We start from the raw sequence: 19,740 nt of genomic DNA on the forward strand, positions 1-19,740 counted from the left end.
TGTAAGGCTTTTCCTTTAATCCGCGCCTTGACGGTGTGGTGGGCGCATTCCTATAGTGTGCGCAAGTGGCGGAAAGTGGCATGAAGTGGGTTTTTTGAGCGTAAAACGCTAATATTTGGAGAAACGCTGACGTGTTTCGCGGAGCTAACGCTATCAGTCTCGATGCAAAGGGCCGTCTCGCAATGCCGAGCCGGTACCGTGACGAGCTGGTTTCGCGTAGTTCCGGTCAATTAATCGTCACCATCGATGCCGTTGATCCGTGTTTGTGTGTTTATCCCCTCGATGAGTGGGAAATTATCGAAACCAAACTGCGCGCACTGCCTTCGCTTCGCGAAGAGAACCGCCGCCTGCAACGTTTACTGATTGGTAATGCCGTCGACCTCGAGCTCGATGGCAGTGGTCGTTTTCTGGTTCCGCCACGTCTTCGCGAATATGCCAAGTTGGATAAGCGCGCGATGTTGGTAGGCCAACTGAACAAGTTCCAATTGTGGGACGAGGATGCCTGGGATGCGGTTTCTGCCGCTGACCTGGCTGCTATTCAACAACCGGGCGCCATGCCTGATGAACTGCGTGATTTAATCCTGTGACTATTGATAGCGGCTTTAACCACATCACCGTACTGCTTGACGAAGCCGTCGAGGCTCTCGCCGTACGTCCTGATGGCTGCTATCTGGACGGTACGTTCGGACGTGGCGGGCACAGTCGGTTGATCCTCAGCCAGCTCGGGCCTGATGGCCGGTTGCTCGGATTCGACAAAGATCCTCAAGCGATTGCCACCGGGCAAACGCTAGCGGCCGAAGACGGCCGCTTTGTCGTTGTGCAGCGCAGCTTTGCCGAACTCGGTTCGGAAGTCGCCGAACGCGGTCTGGCCGGCAAGGTCAGCGGTGTTCTGCTCGACCTCGGCGTGTCCTCGCCACAACTCGACGACCCGGAGCGCGGCTTCAGCTTCCTCAACGACGGTCCGTTGGACATGCGCATGGACCCGTCCCGGGGGATCAGCGCTGCCGAGTTCGTCAACACCGCGCCGGTGGAAGAAATCGCCCGGGTGTTCAAGCAATACGGCGAGGAGCGTTTCTCCGGACGCATGGCGCGTGCCGTGGCCGAGCGTCGCGACATCAAGCCGTTCGAGCGCACTGGCGATCTGGCTGAAGTGCTGAAAGTCGCCAACCCGGCGTGGGAAAAGGGCAAGAACCCGGCCACCCGTGCATTCCAGGGCCTGCGTATTCACGTCAACAACGAACTGGGCGATCTGGAAGCCGGCCTCGAAGCGGCGCTGGAATGCCTGGAAGTGGGCGGGCGTCTGGTCGTCATCAGCTTCCACTCGCTGGAAGACCGCATCGTCAAACTGTTCATGCGCAAACTGGTGAAAGGCGAAGCCGACAACCTGCCGCGCAACCTGCCGGTCCGTCACGTCGCTTTCGAACCTGTAATCAAAATCCTTGGCAAAGCGCAGACCGCCTCGGAGGCCGAACTCAAAGCCAACCCACGTTCCCGTAGTGCCGTCATGCGTGTCGCGGAGAAATTGCGGTGAGCAAGCTTTTCGCCAAGCCACTTCCCGGCGGAAGCTTTTTCATGCTGCTGTTGTTTGCCGGCGTCCTTGTGTCGGCTATAGGCGTGTCCTATAGCGCGCACTGGAACCGTCAGTTGCTCAATTCGCTGTACGGCGAATTGAGCGTGCGCGACAAGGCACAGGCGGAGTGGGGCCGGTTGATTCTCGAGCAGAGCACCTGGACCGCCCATAGCCGCATCGAAGTCCTGGCCACCGAGCAACTGAAGATGCGCATTCCCGGCGCAGCTGAAGTGCAGATGGTGGCGCCATGATGAAACTCGAAGGCGCGCTCTTTCCATGGCGGTTCCGTCTGGTGGTCGGGTTGCTCGGCATCATGGTGGCGGCGATTGCCTGGCGCATCATCGATTTGCAAGTGGTCGACCGTGCCTTCCTTAAAGGTCAGGGCGATGCGCGCAGTGTTCGTCATATTCCAATTCCGGCTCACCGTGGTCTGATCACCGACCGTAACGGCGAGCCGTTGGCCGTGAGTACCCCGGTCACCACCCTGTGGGCCAACGCCAAGGAAATGCAAACGGCCAAAGAGAAGTGGCCGGCACTGGCGGCTGCCTTGGGGCAGGACCCGAAAGCCCTGGCCGAACGTCTCGAAGCCCAGGCCAACAAAGAATTCATTTATCTGGTGCGCGGGTTGACCCCCGAGCAAGGCCAGGCTGTGCTCGATCTGAAAGTGCCGGGCGTTTATGGCATCGAAGAGTTCCGGCGTTTCTACCCGGCCGGTGAAGTCACCGCCCACATGGTCGGCTTTACCGACATCGATGACCACGGGCGCGAAGGCGTCGAGTTGGCCTACGACGAATGGCTGGCCGGCGTGCCCGGCAAGCGGCAGGTGATCAAGGACCGGCGCGGCCGGCTGATCAAAGATGTCCAGGTCACCAAAAACGCCAAGGCCGGCAAGCCCTTGGCGTTGTCCATTGACCTGCGTCTGCAATATCTGGCCAACCGTGAACTGCGCAATGCGATCATCGAGAACGGCGCCAAGGCTGGCAGCCTGGTGATCATGGACGTGAAGACCGGCGAGATCCTCGCCATGGTCAACCAGCCGACCTACAACCCGAACAACCGTCGCAATCTGCAACCGGCGATGATGCGCAACCGCGCGATGATCGACGTGTTCGAACCGGGTTCGACCATGAAGGCGATCTCCATGAGCGCCGCGATTGAAACCGGGCGCTGGAAGCCGACCGATACGGTTGAGGTGTATCCAGGCACCTTGCAGATTGGTAAGTACACCATCAAGGACGTATCCAAGAGTGAAGGCCCGGTGCTCGACCTGACCGGTATCCTGATCAATTCCAGTAACGTCGGCATGAGTAAGGTCGCGTTCGATATCGGCGGCGAAACGATTTTCCGCCTGGCGCAGAAAGTCGGCCTCGGCCAGGACACCGGCCTCGGCTTCCCGGGTGAGCGCGTCGGCAACCTGCCGAACTACCGCGAATGGCGCAAGGCTGAAACCGCCACGCTGTCCTACGGCTACGGTATTTCCGTGACCGCGATCCAGTTGGTCCACGCCTTCTCGGCCCTGGCCAACAATGGTCGCCTCGCGCCGCTGACCCTGATCAAAACCGACAAGGCGCCGCAAACCACACAGGTGTTGCCGGAAGCCGTCGCGAAAACCATGCAAACCATGCTGCAACAAGTGATCGAAGCCCCGCGCGGTGTATTCCGTGCGCAGGTGCCGGCGTATCACGTGGGCGGCAAGTCGGGTACTGCACGTAAAACGTCGGTCGGCACCAAGGGCTACGCCGAGAATTCCTACCGCTCGCTGTTCGCCGGCTTCGGCCCGATGAGCGATCCGCGTTACGCAATCGTGGTGGTGATCGATGAACCGACCAAGGCCGGTTACTTCGGTGGTCTGGTATCGGCGCCGGTGTTCAGCAAAGTGATGTCCGGGACCCTGCGCCTGATGAACATCACCCCGGACAACCTGCCTGCCACTCAACAAGCGAACGCCGCACCGGTCGTTCCGCTGAAAGCTAATGGAGGGCGCGGCTGATGTCGCTGAGCCTGAACAAGATTTTCGCCCACGCCGGCCGCGATCTGTTGATCCGCGAATTGGCGCTGGACAGCCGCAACGTACGAGCAGGCGATCTGTTTCTCGCGGTTCCTGGTGGCAAGTTTGACGGGCGTGCGCACATCGCCGACGCCTTGCAACGCGGCGCTGCTGCCGTGGCTTATGAAGTCGAAGGCGCGACTGTGCTACCGATCACCGACGTGCCGTTGATTCCGGTCAAAGGCCTGGCGGCGCAGCTGTCGGACATCGCCGGGCGCTTTTATGGCGACCCGAGCCGTCATTTGAACCTGATCGGCGTGACTGGCACCAACGGTAAAACCAGTGTGACGCAATTGGTCGCCCAGGCGCTCGACCTGCTCGGTCAGCACTGCGGCATTGTCGGCACCCTGGGCTCCGGTTTCTATGGCGCGCTGGAAAGCGGTCTGCATACCACGCCAAACCCGATTGCGGTGCAAGCGACCCTCGCCGACCTGAAAAAAGCCGGCGCCAAAGCCGTGGCCATGGAAGTCTCTTCCCACGGCCTGGATCAGGGCCGCGTGAGCGCGTTGGCGTTCGATGTGGCGGTGATGACCAACCTGTCGCGCGATCATCTGGATTACCACGGCACCATGCAGGCCTATGGCGAAACCAAGGCCAAGTTGTTTGCCTGGAATGATCTGAAGTGCCGGGTGGTCAACCTGGACGACGATTTTGGCCGGCAACTGGCTGGCGATGAAGGCGAGTCGCGACTGATCACTTACAGCCTGGAAGATTCCAGCGCCTACCTGTATTGCCGCCAAGCGCAGTTCGACGACGAAGGCGTGCGCGCCACGCTGGTCACGCCGCAAGGCGAACACCATTTGCGCAGCACCTTGCTCGGCCGTTTCAACCTGAGCAACGTCTTGGCAGCCATCGGCGCCTTGCTCGGACTGGACTACGCACTGGACGAAATCCTCAAAGTACTGCCGAAACTCGAAGGCCCGGCCGGTCGCATGCAGCGCCTGGGTGGCGGTACTCAGCCATTGGTGGTGGTCGATTACGCCCACACACCGGATGCGCTGGAAAAAGTCTTGATGGCCCTGCGTCCACACGCCAAAGGCCGGTTGCTGTGCCTGTTCGGTTGCGGTGGTGATCGCGATCGTGGCAAGCGTCCGCTGATGGCGGAAGTGGTCGAGCGTCTGGCCGATGGCGTACTGGTCACCGATGACAATCCGCGCACCGAAGACCCTACGGTGATTTTCGACGACATCCGCGCCGGTTTTACCGCTGTGGATAAAGTTGCCTTCGTCGCCGGCCGTGGCCAGGCGATTGCCCAATTGATCGCCAGCGCATCGGCCGATGACGTGATTGTCCTGGCCGGTAAAGGTCACGAGGACTATCAGGAAATCAATGGCGAGCGCCACGCTTTCTCCGATCTGGTCGAGGCCGATCACGCCCTGACCGCATGGGAGGTGGCCCATGCTTAAAGCCTTGAAACTGAGCGAACTGACCAGTGCATTGAATGGCCGTCTGATTGCCAGCGACGCCAGCTTCGACGGCGTCAGCATCGACAGCCGCGCGATCAAGCCCGGCCAGTTGTTTATTGCTCTGGCCGGCCCGCGTTTCGATGGCCATGACTACCTCAATGACGTTGCCGCCAAAGGCGCCGCGGGTGCTCTGGTCGAGCGCGAAGTTGCCGACAGCGCGCTGCCGCAACTGCTGGTCAAGGACACCCGCCAGGCCCTCGGACAACTGGGCGCGATGAACCGCGCTGCGTTCACTCAGCCGGTCGTGGCCATCACCGGTTCCAGCGGCAAGACCACGGTCAAGGAAATGCTCGCGAGCATCCTGCGCACGCGCGGTCCTGTGTTGGCGACCCGTGGCAACTTGAACAATGACCTGGGCGCTCCGCTGACCCTGCTCGAACTGGCACCGGAACATACCGCTGCCGTGATCGAACTCGGCGCTTCGCGGCTCGGCGAGATTGCCTACACCGTCGGTATGACCAAGCCGCACGTGGCTGTCATCAACAACGCCGGGACCGCTCACGTCGGCGAATTCGGCGGGCCGGAAAAAATCGTTGAAGCCAAAGGTGAGATTCTCGAAGGGCTGGATGCCGATGGCGTCGCCGTGCTGAATCTCGACGACAAGGCTTTTGAAATCTGGAAAACCCGAGCCGCCGGTCGCAAAGTGCTGACGTTTGCCCTGAGCAACATCAGCGCCGACTTCTACGCCAGCGATCTGGACCGCGATGCCCGCGGTTGCCCGGCATTCAACCTGCACAGCCCTGAAGGTGTGGAACGGGTTCAGCTCAACCTGCTCGGCACCCATAACGTCGCCAATGCCATGGCCGCCGCCGCTGCAGCCCATGCCTTGGGCGTGTCGCTGTCCGGCATCGCCACCGGTCTCGGCGCGGTGCAACCGGTCAAGGGTCGTACCGTCGCACAACTGGCAACTAACGGTATGCGCGTGATCGATGACACGTACAACGCAAACCCCACCTCTATGTGCGCCGCCGTTGATATACTCGCCGGCTTTTCCGGTCGCACCGTTTTGGTGCTCGGAGATATCGGCGAGTTGGGCGATTGGGCGGAGCAGGGGCACCGCGATGTGGGCGAGTACGCCCGCGGCAAGGTTTGCGCGCTTTACGCGGTCGGGCCAATGATGACCCACGCCGTAAACGCTTTCGGCGAGCAGGCTTTTCACTTCAGCACTCAGGCTGAGCTGATCAAGGCCCTGGAAGCCGAGCAGGACCCAAACACCACCATTTTGATCAAGGGCTCGCGCAGCGCCGCGATGGAAAACATCGTCGCCGCTTTGTGCGGGACCCGTCTGGAGAAACATTAATGCTGCTGCTGCTAGCGGAGTATCTGCAACAGTTCTACAAAGGCTTCGCGGTCTTTCAGTACCTGACCCTGCGCGGGATCCTCGGTGTGCTGACCGCGCTGGTCTTGTCGCTGTGCTATGGCCCGTGGATGATCCGCACTTTGCAGAACCGTCAGATCGGTCAATCCGTTCGCAACGACGGCCCGCAATCGCACCTGTCCAAATCCGGCACCCCGACCATGGGTGGCGCGCTGATTCTGTCGTCCATTGGTGTCAGCACCTTGCTCTGGGCTGACCTGGCCAACCGTTACGTTTGGGTGGTGTTGTTGGTGACCCTGCTGTTCGGCGCCATCGGCTGGGTCGACGACTACCGCAAAGTCATCGAGAAAAACTCCCGTGGCCTTCCGAGCCGCTGGAAGTATTTCTGGCAGTCGGTGTTCGGCCTGGGCGCGGCGATCTTCCTTTATATGACTGCCGCGACGCCGGTAGAAACCACCCTGATCCTGCCGATGCTCAAGGACTACAGCATTCCACTGGGCGCGGGTTTCATCGTCCTGACCTATTTCGTGATTGTCGGCTCGAGCAACGCGGTCAACCTGACCGATGGCCTCGACGGTCTGGCGATCATGCCTACCGTGATGGTCGGCGGCGGTTTGGGGATCTTCTGCTACCTGTCGGGTAACGTGAAATTCGCTGAATACCTGCTGATTCCTTACGTACCGGGCGCGGGTGAGTTGATTGTGTTCTGTGGCGCGCTGATCGGTGCGGGCCTGGGGTTCCTGTGGTTCAACACCTATCCGGCCCAAGTGTTCATGGGCGACGTCGGCGCACTGGCGCTGGGCGCGGCCCTGGGCACCATCGCGGTGATCGTCCGGCAGGAAATCGTCCTGTTCATCATGGGCGGCGTGTTCGTGATGGAGACCCTGTCAGTCGTCATTCAGGTTGCCTCCTTTAAGCTGACCGGTCGCCGTGTGTTCCGCATGGCACCGATACACCACCACTTTGAACTCAAGGGCTGGCCCGAGCCGCGCGTGATCGTCCGTTTCTGGATCATCACCGTGATTCTGGTACTGGTCGGCCTTGCCACCCTGAAGCTGAGGTAGAACGAGTGTCTCTGATCGCTTCTGACCACTTCCGCATCGTTGTCGGCCTCGGCAAGAGCGGCATGTCCCTGGTTCGCTTCCTGGCGAACCGGGGCGTGTCGTTTGCTGTCGCCGATACGCGGGAAAATCCACCGGAACTGGCCACGCTCAAGCGTGACTATCCGCACGTGGAAGTGCGTTGTGGCGAGCTGGACGTCGAATTCCTGTGCCGTGCCGACGAGCTCTACGTGAGCCCCGGCCTGGCGCTGGCGACCCCGGCCCTGCAGGCTGCCGCCGCCCGTGGCGTGAAGTTGTCCGGCGACATCGAGCTGTTCGCGCGTAACGCGAAGGCGCCGATTGTCGCCATCAGCGGTTCCAATGCGAAAAGCACCGTCACCACCCTTGTCGGCGAGATGGCCGCAGCGGCCGGTAAGCGTGTTGCCGTCGGCGGCAATCTCGGTACGCCGGCGCTGGATTTGCTCAGCGACGACATCGAGTTGTACGTGATGGAGTTGTCCAGCTTCCAGCTCGAAACCACCGATCAACTCAACGCCGAAGTGGCGACCGTGCTCAACATCAGTGAAGACCACATGGACCGCTACAGCGGTCTGCCGGCCTATCACCTGGCCAAGCACCGGATCTTCCGGGGCGCCAGGCAGTTTGTGGTCAACCGTCAGGACGCCTTGAGCCGTCCGCTGATGGGCGAAGGTCAGCCATGCTGGACCTTCGGTTTGAGCAAACCCGATTTCAAGGCCTTCGGGATCCGGGAAGAGGATGGCGAGAAATACCTGGCCTTCGAATTCCAGAACCTGATGCCGGTGCGCGAATTGAAAATTCGTGGCGCGCATAACCAGTCCAACGCCCTCGCGGCCTTGGCACTGGGGCATGCCGTCGGCCTGCCGTTCGACGCCATGCTTTCGGCCCTGCGCAATTTCGCCGGGCTCGAGCATCGCTGCCAATGGGTACGCGAGCTCAATGGCGTGAGCTACTACAACGACTCCAAAGCCACCAACGTCGGTGCTGCTCTGGCCGCCATCGAAGGCCTGGGTGCGGACATCGACGGCAAGCTTGTGCTGATCGCCGGTGGCGATGGCAAGGGCGCCGAATTCAAGGATTTGCGTGATCCGGTGGCGGCCAACTGCCGCGCCGTCATTTTGATGGGCCGTGATTCCGACAAGATCGGCGAGGCCATCGGCGATGCCGTGCCACTGATTCGCGTCGGCTCGCTGATCGAAGCGGTCGAGCAATGCCGCGCCATCGCCGAAAAGGGCGACGCGGTGCTGCTGTCGCCGGCCTGCGCCAGTTTCGACATGTTCAAGAACTACGAAGATCGCGGTCATCAGTTTGTCCGCGCCGTGGAGGATTTGGCATGAGCCTCCTGAATATCATCAAGCCGTACCCGTCGCCGATCATCACCGGGCGCGGCATCGACCTCGATTTCCCGATGCTCGCTGGCTGCCTGGCGCTGCTCGGCCTGGGTCTGGTCATGATTGCGTCGGCCTCGACCGAAGTGGCGGCAGTGCAGTCGGGCAGTGCCTTTTATTACATGATTCGCCACCTTATCTACGTGGTGCTGGGCCTTGGTGCCTGCATCGTCACCATGATGATTCCGATCGCGACCTGGCAGCGCCTGGGCTGGCTGATGCTGATTGGTGCGTTCGGTTTGCTGGTGATGGTGATCATCCCCGGCATTGGCCGTGAAGTGAACGGTTCGATGCGCTGGATCGGCTTCAGCTTTTTCAACGTTCAGCCTTCCGAGATCGCCAAGGTGTTCGTGGTGATCTACCTCGCCGGTTATCTGGTGCGTCGCCAGAAAGAAGTGCGTGAAAGCTGGATGGGTTTCTTCAAGCCGTTCATCGTTCTGCTGCCGATGGCGGGGCTGTTGCTGATGGAGCCGGACTTCGGTGCCACCGTTGTAATGATGGGGGCGGCTGCAGCAATGCTGTTCCTTGGCGGTGTCGGGTTGTTCCGTTTTTCCTTGATGGTGGTCCTGGCGGTCGGTGCGGTGGTGTTGTTGATTCAAATGCAGCCGTATCGAATGGCGCGTCTGACCAACTTTGCCGATCCGTGGGCCGACCAGTTCGGTGCTGGCTATCAGTTGTCTCAAGCGTTGATCGCTTTCGGTCGCGGCGAATGGCTGGGCGTTGGCCTGGGCAACAGTGTGCAGAAACAGTTCTACCTGCCGGAAGCCCACACTGACTTCGTGTTCTCGGTCCTGGCCGAAGAGCTGGGTGCCGTGGGTTCTTTGTGCACCGTAGCGCTGTTCGTCTTTGTCTGTATTCGTGGCATGTACATCGGTTATTGGGCCGAGAAGGCCAAGCAATTTTTCGCCGCCTATATCGCATATGGCTTGTCGTTCCTGTGGATCGGTCAGTTCCTGATCAACATTGGAGTGAACGTAGGCCTGTTGCCAACCAAGGGTCTGACCCTGCCGTTCCTCAGTTATGGCGGCAGTTCGTTGGTGATCTGCTGTGCCTGTCTTGGCTTGTTGCTGCGCATCGAGTGGGAGAGTCGAACCCACTTGGGCAGTGAAGAGATGGAATTCCATGAGAGCGACTTCGCCGAGGAGCCGAACCATGGGCGCTAACGTATTGATCATGGCGGGCGGCACCGGGGGCCACGTGTTTCCGGCACTGGCCTGCGCTCGCGAGTTCCAGGCCCGCGGTTACACCGTGCACTGGTTGGGCACGCCACGCGGGATCGAGAACGATCTGGTGCCAGCGGCCGGTCTTCAATTGCATCGGATCAACGCCAGCGGTTTGCGCGGCAAGGGCAAATTGTCCCTGCTCAAGGCACCGTTCATGTTGCTCAAGTCGATCTGGCAGGCGCGGGCGATCATTCGTCAGCTGCGACCAGTCTGCGTGGTCGGCTTCGGGGGTTATGTGACCGGCCCCGGCGGCGTTGCAGCCAAATTGTCCGGCGTGCCGGTGATCGTTCATGAGCAGAACGCCGTGGCCGGTACCGCCAATCGGTTGCTGGTGCCGTTGGCCGCCCGAGTCTGTGAAGCGTTCCCCGACACCTTTACCCTGTCGAACAGCCGTCGCACCACCGGTAACCCGGTGCGCACCGAGCTGTTCCTCGAAACACCGCGACCTGCCCTGGCCGGTCGCAAGGCGCGTTTGCTGATCCTGGGCGGAAGTCTGGGCGCAGAGCCGTTGAACAAGTTGCTGCCTGAAGCCCTGTCGCAAGTCGCTCCCGACCTGCGCCCGGACGTGTTTCATCAGGCCGGCAAAAACCACGATGAAGTGACTGCAGAGCGCTATCGCGCAGCTGGCGTCGAGGCGCAAGTGCAGCCTTTCATCAAAGACATGGCCCAAGCCTATGGCTGGGCCGACCTGGTGGTGTGCCGCGCAGGCGCATTGACCATCAGTGAACTGGCGGCTGCCGGTCTGCCCTCGATGCTGGTGCCTTTGCCCCACGCGATCGACGATCACCAGACCCGCAACGCCGATTATTTGGCCCGTGAAGGCGCTGCCTTCCTGATGCCGCAAAGAACGACTGGCGCAGCGGATCTTGCCGCTCGCCTGACAGAGGTCTTGATGCAACCGCAACGACTCAACGACATGGCCACCGCGGCACGCCGCCTGGCCAAACCCGATGCCACTCGTAACGTGGTCGATACCTGCCTGGAGGTGGCCCATGGTTGAGAACAAGAAAGCCATGCCGCACCCGGAAATGCGCCGCATCCGTCGCATCCACTTCGTCGGTATCGGCGGCGTGGGTATGTGCGGCATTGCCGAAGTGTTGCTGAACCTGGGCTATGAAGTGTCCGGTTCCGACCTCAAAGCATCGCCGGTGACCGAGCGCCTGGAATCCTTCGGTGCCCACATCTATATCGGTCACCGTGCCGAGAACGCCACGAACGCCGATGTGCTGGTCACCTCCAGCGCCGTGAACACTTCCAACCCGGAAGTGGCCACGGCCCTGGAACGCCGGATTCCGGTGGTGCCGCGTGCAGAGATGCTGGCAGAACTGATGCGCTACCGCCACGGCATCGCCGTCGCCGGTACCCACGGCAAAACCACCACCACCAGCCTGATCGCTTCGGTGTTCGCCGCCGGTGGCCTGGACCCGACATTCGTGATCGGTGGTCGTCTGAATGCCGCGGGCACCAATGCCCAGCTCGGCACCAGCCGTTACCTGATCGCCGAAGCCGACGAAAGCGATGCCAGCTTCCTGCACTTGCAGCCGCTGGTGGCCGTGGTCACCAACATCGATGCCGACCACATGGCGACCTACGACGGCGACTTCAACAAACTGAAGAAAACCTTCGTCGAGTTCCTGCACAACCTGCCGTTCTACGGTCTGGCGGTGGTGTGCCTGGACGATCCGGTGGTGCGCGAAATCCTCCCGCAGGTGAAACGTCCGACGGTCACTTACGGCTTTGGCGACGATGCCGATGTGCGTGCCATCAATGTGCGCCAACAAGGCATGCAGACCTTCTTTACCGTGCTGCGCCCTGATCGTGAGCCGCTGGATGTCTCGGTGAACATGCCGGGCAATCACAACGTGTTGAACGCGCTGGCGACCATTTGCATCGCCACCGACGAAGGCGTCAGCGATGAAGCCATCGTCCAGGGCCTGTCCGGGTTCCAGGGTGTCGGTCGTCGCTTCCAGGTGTACGGCGAACTGCCGGTTGAAGGCGGCAATGTGATGCTGGTGGATGACTACGGTCACCATCCGACCGAAGTCGCGGCCGTGATCAAAGCCGTGCGCGGTGGCTGGCCGGAGCGCCGTCTGGTGATGGTTTACCAGCCGCACCGTTACAGCCGCACCCGCGACCTGTACGACGATTTCGTCAATGTGCTGGCCGACGCCAACGTACTGCTGTTGATGGAAGTCTACCCGGCCGGCGAAGAGCCGATTCCGGGCGCTGACAGCCGCAAGCTGTGCAACAGCATTCGCCAGCGCGGTCAGCTCGACCCGATCTACATCGAGCGCGGCATCGACCTCGCGCCAATCGTCAAGCCGCTGCTGCGTGCCGGCGACATTCTGCTGTGCCAGGGCGCCGGTGATATCGGCGGTCTCGCACCGAAACTATTGAACAGTCCGTTGTTCGCTGGCGCGGTTGCCGCGCCTAGCGTGGGGAAGTTGAAATGACTGCTGCTTACGCCAACCTCGTCTCCACGATCGCGCCGAAAGACTTCGGCCGTGTCGCCGTGCTGTTCGGCGGCAAGAGTGCCGAACGTGAGGTCTCCCTGAAATCGGGTAACGCGGTGCTCGACGCACTGCAAAGCGCCGGTGTGGACGCCTTCGGTCTTGATGTGGGCGATGACCTGCTGCAGCGTCTGCTGAACGAAAAAATCGACCGCGCCTTCATCATCCTCCACGGTCGTGGCGGTGAAGACGGCAGCATGCAGGGCCTGCTCGAATGCCTGGGCATTCCGTACACCGGCAGCGGCATTCTGGCCTCGGCACTGGCCATGGACAAACTGCGCACCAAGCAGGTCTGGCACAGCCTCGGTATTCCGACGCCACGCCACGCGGTACTGAGCTGCGAGGCCGATTGTATTTCGGCGGCCACGGAACTGGGCTTCCCTTTGATCGTCAAACCGGCCCATGAAGGTTCCAGTATCGGGATGGCCAAAGTGACCTCCGCGTCCGAATTGATCGACGCGTGGAAAGCGGCCAGTACCTACGATTCGCAAGTGTTGGTCGAGCAATGGATTCAAGGTCCGGAGTTCACCATCGCCACCCTGCGTGACCAGGTGTTGCCTCCAATCGCCCTGGGCACAACCCACAGTTTCTACGACTACGACGCCAAGTACGTGGCTTCCGATACCCAGTACCGGATCCCGTGTGGCCTGGACAGCAATAAAGAAAAAGAACTCATGGACCTCACGGCCAAAGCCTGTGAGGCGCTGGGTATCGCCGGTTGGGGCAGGGCAGACGTGATGCAGGACGCCGACGGGCAGTTCTGGTTCCTGGAAGTCAATACCGCACCGGGCATGACCGATCACAGTCTGGTTCCGATGGCGGCCCGTGCCGCCGGCCTGGATTTCCAGCAACTGGTTCTGGCGATTCTGGCCGCCAGCGTTACCGGCAATGCTGCCGGTAACCAAGAGCCGACAAGAGGTTAAGACCATGCAAGGCGCTCAGCTACGTCATCAGCCTTCCGCACCCGGCCGCAAGCCGGTGCCGCGGGGTGCCAGCCGAATGGTGGCCAAAGAGCCGATGTCTGCGCGCCTGCCGAAAGCCAACTTTGGTTTTCTGAAAAGTCTGTTCTGGCCCGTGCTGTTGGTCGCGCTGGGGTTCGGCACTTATGAAGGCGCACAGCGTTTGCTGCCGTACGCCGACCGGCCGATCACCAAGATCGCGGTGCAGGGCGACTTGAGTTACATCAGCCAGCAAGCGGTGCAGCAGCGGATCGCCCCCTACGTGGCGTCGAGCTTCTTCACCATCGACCTGGAGAGCATGCGTACCGAGCTTGAACAGATGCCATGGATTGCCCACGCCGAAGTGCGTCGGGTGTGGCCGGATCAGGTGGTGATTCGCCTGGAAGAACAACTGCCGGTGGCCCGTTGGGGCGATGAGTCGCTGCTGAACAACCAGGGACAGGCGTTCACCCCGCGCGAGCTGGCGAACTACGAACACCTGCCACAGCTGTTCGGCCCGCAGCGGGCCCAACAGCAAGTGATGCAGCAATACCAGGTGCTGAGCCAGATGCTCAGGCCATTGGGCTTCTCGATTGCACGCCTGGAGTTGCGTGAACGAGGCAGTTGGTTCCTGACCACCGGCGCCGGCAGCGCGGGCCCGGGAATCGAACTGCTGCTGGGACGCGGCAAGCTGGTGGAAAAGATGCGCCGCTTCATTGCCATCTATGACAAGACGCTCAAAGAGCAGATTACGAACATTGCGCGCATCGATCTGCGCTACGCCAACGGCCTCGCTGTTGGCTGGCGGGAACCTGTAGCGCCCACGACAGCCCAACCCGCTGTCGCGAAGAATTAAGAAGAGGCAGGACCCATGGCAAACGTGCAAAGCGGCAAAATGATCGTCGGTCTCGATATCGGCACCTCCAAGGTGGTGGCGCTGGTCGGCGAGGTCTCGGACGACGGCACGCTCGAAATCGTCGGGATCGGTACTCATCCGTCCCGCGGCCTGAAAAAAGGCGTAGTGGTGAACATCGAGTCCACCGTCCAGTCGATCCAGCGCGCGATCGAAGAAGCGCAGCTGATGGCCGGTTGCCGGATCCACTCGGCGTTTGTCGGCGTGGCTGGCAATCACATCCGCAGCCTGAACTCCCACGGCATCGTGGCGATTCGTGATCGCGAAGTCAGCTCCGCCGACCTTGAGCGCGTTCTCGACGCTGCCCAGGCTGTGGCGATCCCGGCTGACCAGCGCGTGCTGCACACCCTGCCGCAGGATTACGTGATCGATAACCAGGAAGGCGTTCGCGAGCCGCTGGGTATGTCCGGCGTGCGTCTGGAAGCCAAGGTTCACGTGGTCACCTGCGCCGTCAACGCCGCACAGAACATTGAAAAATGCGTGCGCCGCTGCGGCCTGGAAATCGACGACATCATTCTCGAGCAGTTGGCCTCGGCCTACTCGGTCCTGACCGACGACGAGAAAGAGCTGGGCGTGTGCCTGGTGGACATCGGCGGCGGCACCACTGACATCGCGATCTTCACCGAAGGCGCGATTCGTCACACCGCGGTGATCCCGATTGCGGGCGATCAGGTGACCAACGACATCGCCATGGCGCTGCGCACCCCGACCCAGTACGCCGAGGAAATCAAGATTCGCTACGCCTGCGCCCTGGCCAAACTGGCCGGTGCCGGCGAAACCATCAAGGTGCCGAGCGTCGGCGATCGTCCACCGCGCGAGCTGTCCCGTCAGGCCCTGGCCGAAGTGGTCGAGCCGCGTTACGACGAGCTGTTCACCCTGATCCAGGCCGAACTGCGTCGCAGTGGCTACGAAGACCTGATCCCGGCCGGCATCGTGCTGACTGGCGGTACGTCGAAGATGGAAGGCGCGGTGGAACTGGCCGAAGAGATCTTCCACATGCCGGTTCGCCTGGGCGTGCCGCATGGCGTCAAGGGCCTGGACGACGTGGTCCGCAACCCGATTTATTCCACCGGCGTTGGCCTGTTGATGTACGGCCTGCAGAAGCAGTCCGACGGGATTTCATTCTCGGGCATCGGCAGCCGCGACAGCTACAGCAATGACGAACCGAAAGTCGCCTTGCTCGATCGCTTCAAGAGCTGGGTACAAGGCAATTTCTAAAGCTTTACCGCAACACCGCTTCAAAAAGCAGTAGGCGAAAAAACTAGAGAATGTAAGGAGAGGGAAAATGTTCGAACTCGTAGACAACATCCCCGCAAGCCCGGTAATTAAAGTTATCGGTGTTGGCGGTGGCGGCGGCAACGCTGTCAATCACATGGTCAAGAGCAACATTGAAGGCGTTGAATTCATCTGCGCCAACACTGATGCCCAAGCGCTGAAAAGCATCGGCGCGCGGACCATCCTGCAACTGGGCACCGGCGTGACCAAAGGCCTGGGCGCCGGCGCCAACCCTGAAGTAGGTCGTCAGGCCGCTCTCGAAGACCGTGAGCGCATTGCCGAAGTCCTGCAGGGCACCAATATGGTGTTCATCACAACCGGCATGGGCGGTGGTACCGGTACCGGTGCTGCGCCGATCATTGCCGAAGTGGCCAAGGAAATGGGGATCCTCACCGTTGCGGTGGTGACCCGTCCGTTCCCGTTCGAAGGTCGCAAGCGTATGCAGATCGCCGACGAAGGCATTCGTCTGCTGTCTGAAAGCGTCGACTCGTTGATCACCATTCCCAACGAGAAGCTGCTGACCATCCTAGGTAAAGACGCAAGCCTGCTGTCGGCTTTCGCCAAGGCCGACGATGTACTGGCCGGTGCCGTTCGCGGTATCTCCGACATCATCAAGCGTCCGGGCATGATCAACGTCGACTTTGCCGACGTGCGTACCGTGATGAGCGAAATGGGCATGGCGATGATGGGCACTGGCTGCGCCAGCGGTCCGAACCGTGCACGTGAGGCCACCGAAGCGGCCATTCGCAACCCGTTGCTCGAAGACGTGAACCTGCAAGGCGCACGCGGCATCCTGGTGAACATCACCGCCGGTCCTGACCTGTCCCTGGGTGAGTACTCCGACGTGGGTAGCATCATCGAAGCCTTCGCTTCCGAGCACGCGATGGTCAAGGTTGGTACTGTTATCGATCCGGACATGCGCGACGAGCTGCACGTGACTGTTGTTGCCACCGGTTTAGGCGCTAAAATCGAGAAACCTGTAAAGGTCATCGACAATACCGTTCACACCTCGATGGCTTCCCAGCCACAACAACAAGCCCCTGTTCGTCAGGAACAGCCTGCGGTGAATTACCGTGACCTGGATCGTCCGACCGTCATGCGCAACCAGGCTCAGGCCGGTGCTGCGACTGCCGCAAAGATGAACCCGCAAGATGACCTGGACTACCTGGACATCCCGGCTTTCCTGCGTCGTCAGGCCGATTGATGAAATGTATCAGGGGTATTAGGGTGATTGGTGTTCAGCAAAGGTCTGGTCTGCTATCATCGCCAGCCTTTGTTGATACCAGTTCGCAATTTGCGCTGAAGCGGCCCATGCCATGATAAAACAACGCACCCTGAAGAATATTATCCGTGCCACAGGTGTCGGCCTGCACTCCGGGGAGAAGGTCTACCTGACCCTCAAGCCAGCGCCCGTCGACACCGGCATTGTGTTTTGTCGTGCTGACCTCGACCCTGTGGTGCAGATTCCTGCCCGCGCGGAAAACGTTGGCGAAACCACTATGTCGACCACGCTTGTTAGCGGTGACGTCAAAGTGGACACGGTGGAGCACCTGCTCTCGGCCATGGCTGGCCTGGGCATCGATAACGCCTACGTCGAGCTCTCCGCGTCCGAAGTCCCGATCATGGATGGTAGCGCTGGACCCTTCGTATTCCTGATTCAATCGGCCGGCCTGGAAGAACAGGACGCCGCCAAGAAGTTCATCCGGATCCTGCGGGAAGTGACAGTGGAAGACGGCGACAAGCGCGCCACTTTCGTCCCTTTCGAAGGTTTCAAAGTGAGCTTCGAGATCGATTTCGATCACCCGGTTTTCCGTGACCGCACACAAAGTGCAAGCGTGGATTTTTCCAGCACTTCGTTCGTAAAAGAAGTCAGCCGCGCCCGTACCTTTGGTTTCATGAGTGACATCGAGTACCTGCGCAAGCACAACCTCGCACTCGGCGGCAGCGTTGAAAACGCTATTGTGGTCGACGCGGATGGTGTACTGAACGAAGACGGCCTTCGCTATGAAGACGAATTCGTGAAGCACAAGATCCTCGATGCAATTGGTGACCTCTACCTGCTGGGCAATAGCCTGATTGGTGAGTTCAAGGGCTTCAAGTCCGGACATGCATTGAACAACCAGCTGCTGCGCAAGTTGATTGAGCAGACAGATGCTTGGGAAGTCGTGACTTTCGAAGACGCCAGCACTGCACCGATCTCTTACATGCGTCCTGTTGCGGCCGTGTAAGCAAAAAACCTCTCTAGTTTTTTAAAGGCTACCTTCGGGTGGCCTTTTTTTATGCCAAGATCTTTTGATTCTGGCTTCTAATCCGCGCAAACCACCCGATTGCGCCCACTTTCCTTGGCCTGATACAGCGCCTTGTCCGCCGCAAACAGCAATTGCTCCAGGCTGCCATCGGACGCCGTCGTCCAGGTACTGATACCGATACTGACAGTAATCGGCGACATACCACCCTCCGCCAACGGCAACTTCTCCACCGCTGCGCGGATGGTGTCGGCAATCTGCTGCGCGCCGACGCTGTCGGTTTCGGCCAGGATCACCGAAAACTCCTCGCCACCGTAACGGGCGACCAGATCCGCCGGCCGTCGAACATGGGTGCCGATCACTTTGGCCACCCAGCGCAAGGCATCGTCGCCGCCCTGATGGCCATGGCGATCATTGAACGCCTTGAAGTGATCGACATCGATCATCAGCACCGACAATGGCAGACCGGAGCGTTGGGCGCGAAACCATTCATGGTGCAAGGCCTGATCCAGGCTTCGACGGTTGGCCAGACCGGTCAAAGGGTCGGTAGCGGCCAGTTGTGCCAGTTCCTGCTCGGCACTTTGACGCCGACGCAATTCCCGGCAGAGCAACCAGGTCAGCCACAGCAAGCTCACACACAAGGCAATGGTCGCGAAGCTGACCACCACAGCAGTGCGCTTCCAGGCCGCAAAGACCTCATCACTGGACAGCGCAACGATGACAATCAACGGCAGATTCCCGACCTTGGAGAAGGTGTACAAGCGCTTGTCATGGTATCGATCGGACATGCTGGTGAAGCTGCCGTTGCCTTCTTTGACGATGCGTTGGAAATTGGGACGGTGACTGAAGTTTTTGCCGATCAGCTCTTCGGCCAGACGTGGTTGCTGAGCCAGAAGCGTCCCGTCCTTGCTGATCAGATTGACCGTGCTGTCGCGGCCGATGCTCAAACTGTTGAACAACTGATCGAAGTAACTCAACCGCATGGCGGCTTCGGCCACGCCCAGGAACTCACCCTGGGGGCCGTTCACTCGGCGGCTGAAACTGATACGCCAATCCTGTTCGGGGGACCTGGCTCTGAAGGGGGGGCTGATGAACATGCCCGGGTCCGGGTTGTTCACGTGAGACTGGAAGTATTCGCGATCAGCATAGTTGCCCTGCCTGGGCTCCACCGAGGCAGAGTCGGCGATCACGTCGCCCTTGTTATCGAGCAACAAAATGTTGCCCTTGTACGGCGCGGCAGTGGCGCGGTCGAAATAGGCCAGATGGCGAATGGCTGGAGAAACGCTCTTGAGGTCTTCTCGCTGGGAGGCTGCGATCAAACCCAGCAGGGACACATCATAGAGTTCGACATTGCGCAGCACGTCGGCGTCGATCAATTGCACGATATTGTTGGCGGCGCGAGCAGCGGACAATTCGGCATTGACGCGTTCACGGATCAGCAGAAAGGTCACAATGCTGAGTATCGCAATCACCAACAACAAACTGCCGAGAACCAGAAGCCGCTCCGACCGCGTCGAACGGATCGGATGTTGAGATTTCGCACTGCTCACACTCATGGTTCTGACTTCTGCAAATAAGGCGTTATGAAAGTTCTTTTACAAGAATCGGGCAGAGTCCCAGAAACCGGTCGCGTTCAGAGCGCCTGTATAAATGCCGGATAAAAAAAAGGCCAGCAAAACATGCTGGCCTTTTGCTAATTGAAGCTTAGAAGACATTCAGGGGGTAGTCGATAATTACGCGGTGTTGGTGTGGTTTGGTATTTTTGTG

The 19,740-nt window shown here is 60.3% G+C and carries 17 protein-coding genes; 16 read left to right on the forward strand and 1 reads right to left on the reverse strand.

The annotated features are described in order from the left end of the window. Nucleotides 1–131 precede the first annotated feature (131 nt). The 16 genes from mraZ to lpxC all read left to right on the forward strand — a co-directional run bounded on the left by mraZ (nt 132) and on the right by lpxC (nt 17,955). The gene (mraZ, locus tag IB250_RS21370) at nt 132–587 is read left to right on the forward strand and encodes a division/cell wall cluster transcriptional repressor MraZ (protein ID WP_008147486.1); all 456 of its coding nucleotides are present in this window, start codon (nt 132–134) and stop codon (nt 585–587) included. After that, on the forward strand, nt 584–1,531 hold the full coding sequence (gene rsmH, locus IB250_RS21375) for a 16S rRNA (cytosine(1402)-N(4))-methyltransferase RsmH (protein ID WP_412548348.1): 948 nt from the start codon (nt 584–586) through the stop codon (nt 1,529–1,531). Before mraZ ends, rsmH begins: the two co-directional genes overlap by 4 nt. Continuing rightward, nucleotides 1,528–1,821 (forward strand): cell division protein FtsL, encoded by a 294-nt coding sequence (gene ftsL / locus IB250_RS21380; RefSeq protein WP_032830409.1) that lies wholly within the window; start codon nt 1,528–1,530, stop codon nt 1,819–1,821. Before rsmH ends, ftsL begins: the two co-directional genes overlap by 4 nt. After that, the gene (locus IB250_RS21385) at nt 1,821–3,560 is read left to right on the forward strand and encodes a peptidoglycan D,D-transpeptidase FtsI family protein (protein ID WP_177319036.1); all 1,740 of its coding nucleotides are present in this window, start codon (nt 1,821–1,823) and stop codon (nt 3,558–3,560) included. Before ftsL ends, IB250_RS21385 begins: the two co-directional genes overlap by 1 nt. Beyond that, entirely contained in the window at nt 3,560–5,023 is a 1,464-nt protein-coding gene (locus IB250_RS21390; RefSeq protein WP_192345501.1) for a UDP-N-acetylmuramoyl-L-alanyl-D-glutamate--2,6-diaminopimelate ligase, read from the forward strand. Before IB250_RS21385 ends, IB250_RS21390 begins: the two co-directional genes overlap by 1 nt. Next, entirely contained in the window at nt 5,016–6,383 is a 1,368-nt protein-coding gene (locus IB250_RS21395) for a UDP-N-acetylmuramoyl-tripeptide--D-alanyl-D-alanine ligase (RefSeq protein ID WP_192345502.1), read from the forward strand. The genes IB250_RS21390 and IB250_RS21395 overlap by 8 nt, the downstream gene beginning before the upstream one ends. Then, nucleotides 6,383–7,465: a phospho-N-acetylmuramoyl-pentapeptide-transferase gene (mraY, locus tag IB250_RS21400; protein WP_007904350.1), complete on the forward strand. Its 1,083-nt coding sequence runs from the start codon at nt 6,383–6,385 to the stop codon at nt 7,463–7,465. The genes IB250_RS21395 and mraY overlap by 1 nt, the downstream gene beginning before the upstream one ends. A gap of 5 nt (nt 7,466–7,470) precedes the next feature. Further along, nucleotides 7,471–8,817 (forward strand): UDP-N-acetylmuramoyl-L-alanine--D-glutamate ligase, encoded by a 1,347-nt coding sequence (gene murD, locus IB250_RS21405; RefSeq protein ID WP_192345503.1) that lies wholly within the window; start codon nt 7,471–7,473, stop codon nt 8,815–8,817. After that, on the forward strand, nt 8,814–10,031 hold the full coding sequence (gene ftsW, locus IB250_RS21410; protein WP_008005016.1) for a putative lipid II flippase FtsW: 1,218 nt from the start codon (nt 8,814–8,816) through the stop codon (nt 10,029–10,031). Before murD ends, ftsW begins: the two co-directional genes overlap by 4 nt. Then, complete coding sequence (murG, locus tag IB250_RS21415; RefSeq protein ID WP_008072109.1) at nt 10,021–11,091, forward strand: undecaprenyldiphospho-muramoylpentapeptide beta-N-acetylglucosaminyltransferase; 1,071 nt, start codon at nt 10,021–10,023, stop codon at nt 11,089–11,091. Before ftsW ends, murG begins: the two co-directional genes overlap by 11 nt. Next, on the forward strand, nt 11,084–12,544 hold the full coding sequence (murC, locus tag IB250_RS21420) for a UDP-N-acetylmuramate--L-alanine ligase (RefSeq protein ID WP_123494463.1): 1,461 nt from the start codon (nt 11,084–11,086) through the stop codon (nt 12,542–12,544). Before murG ends, murC begins: the two co-directional genes overlap by 8 nt. Continuing rightward, nucleotides 12,541–13,524 carry a D-alanine--D-alanine ligase gene (locus IB250_RS21425; protein WP_192345504.1) on the forward strand — a complete coding sequence of 328 codons (984 nt, stop codon included), beginning with the start codon at nt 12,541–12,543 and terminating at the stop codon, nt 13,522–13,524. Before murC ends, IB250_RS21425 begins: the two co-directional genes overlap by 4 nt. A 4-nt stretch (nt 13,525–13,528) precedes the next feature. Continuing rightward, the gene (locus tag IB250_RS21430; protein ID WP_007904320.1) at nt 13,529–14,395 is read left to right on the forward strand and encodes a cell division protein FtsQ/DivIB; all 867 of its coding nucleotides are present in this window, start codon (nt 13,529–13,531) and stop codon (nt 14,393–14,395) included. A gap of 15 nt (nt 14,396–14,410) precedes the next feature. Beyond that, complete coding sequence (gene ftsA, locus IB250_RS21435; RefSeq protein WP_007904319.1) at nt 14,411–15,670, forward strand: cell division protein FtsA; 1,260 nt, start codon at nt 14,411–14,413, stop codon at nt 15,668–15,670. Nucleotides 15,671–15,737: 67 nt separating this feature from the next. Continuing rightward, complete coding sequence (gene ftsZ, locus IB250_RS21440; RefSeq protein ID WP_007904318.1) at nt 15,738–16,931, forward strand: cell division protein FtsZ; 1,194 nt, start codon at nt 15,738–15,740, stop codon at nt 16,929–16,931. A 112-nt stretch (nt 16,932–17,043) separates the two neighbouring features. After that, nucleotides 17,044–17,955, forward strand: coding sequence for a UDP-3-O-acyl-N-acetylglucosamine deacetylase (gene lpxC / locus IB250_RS21445; RefSeq protein WP_007904315.1), 912 nt, complete (start codon nt 17,044–17,046; stop codon nt 17,953–17,955). 77 nt (nt 17,956–18,032) lie between these two features. Here lpxC and IB250_RS21450 read toward each other — a convergent pair whose 3' ends face one another. After that, on the reverse strand, nt 18,033–19,529 hold the full coding sequence (locus tag IB250_RS21450) for a sensor domain-containing diguanylate cyclase (protein WP_192345505.1): 1,497 nt from the start codon (nt 19,527–19,529) through the stop codon (nt 18,033–18,035). Nucleotides 19,530–19,740 lie beyond the last annotated feature (211 nt).

Source organism: Pseudomonas sp. PDM09, assembly GCF_014852305.1.
Classification (GTDB): Bacteria; Pseudomonadota; Gammaproteobacteria; order Pseudomonadales; family Pseudomonadaceae; genus Aquipseudomonas.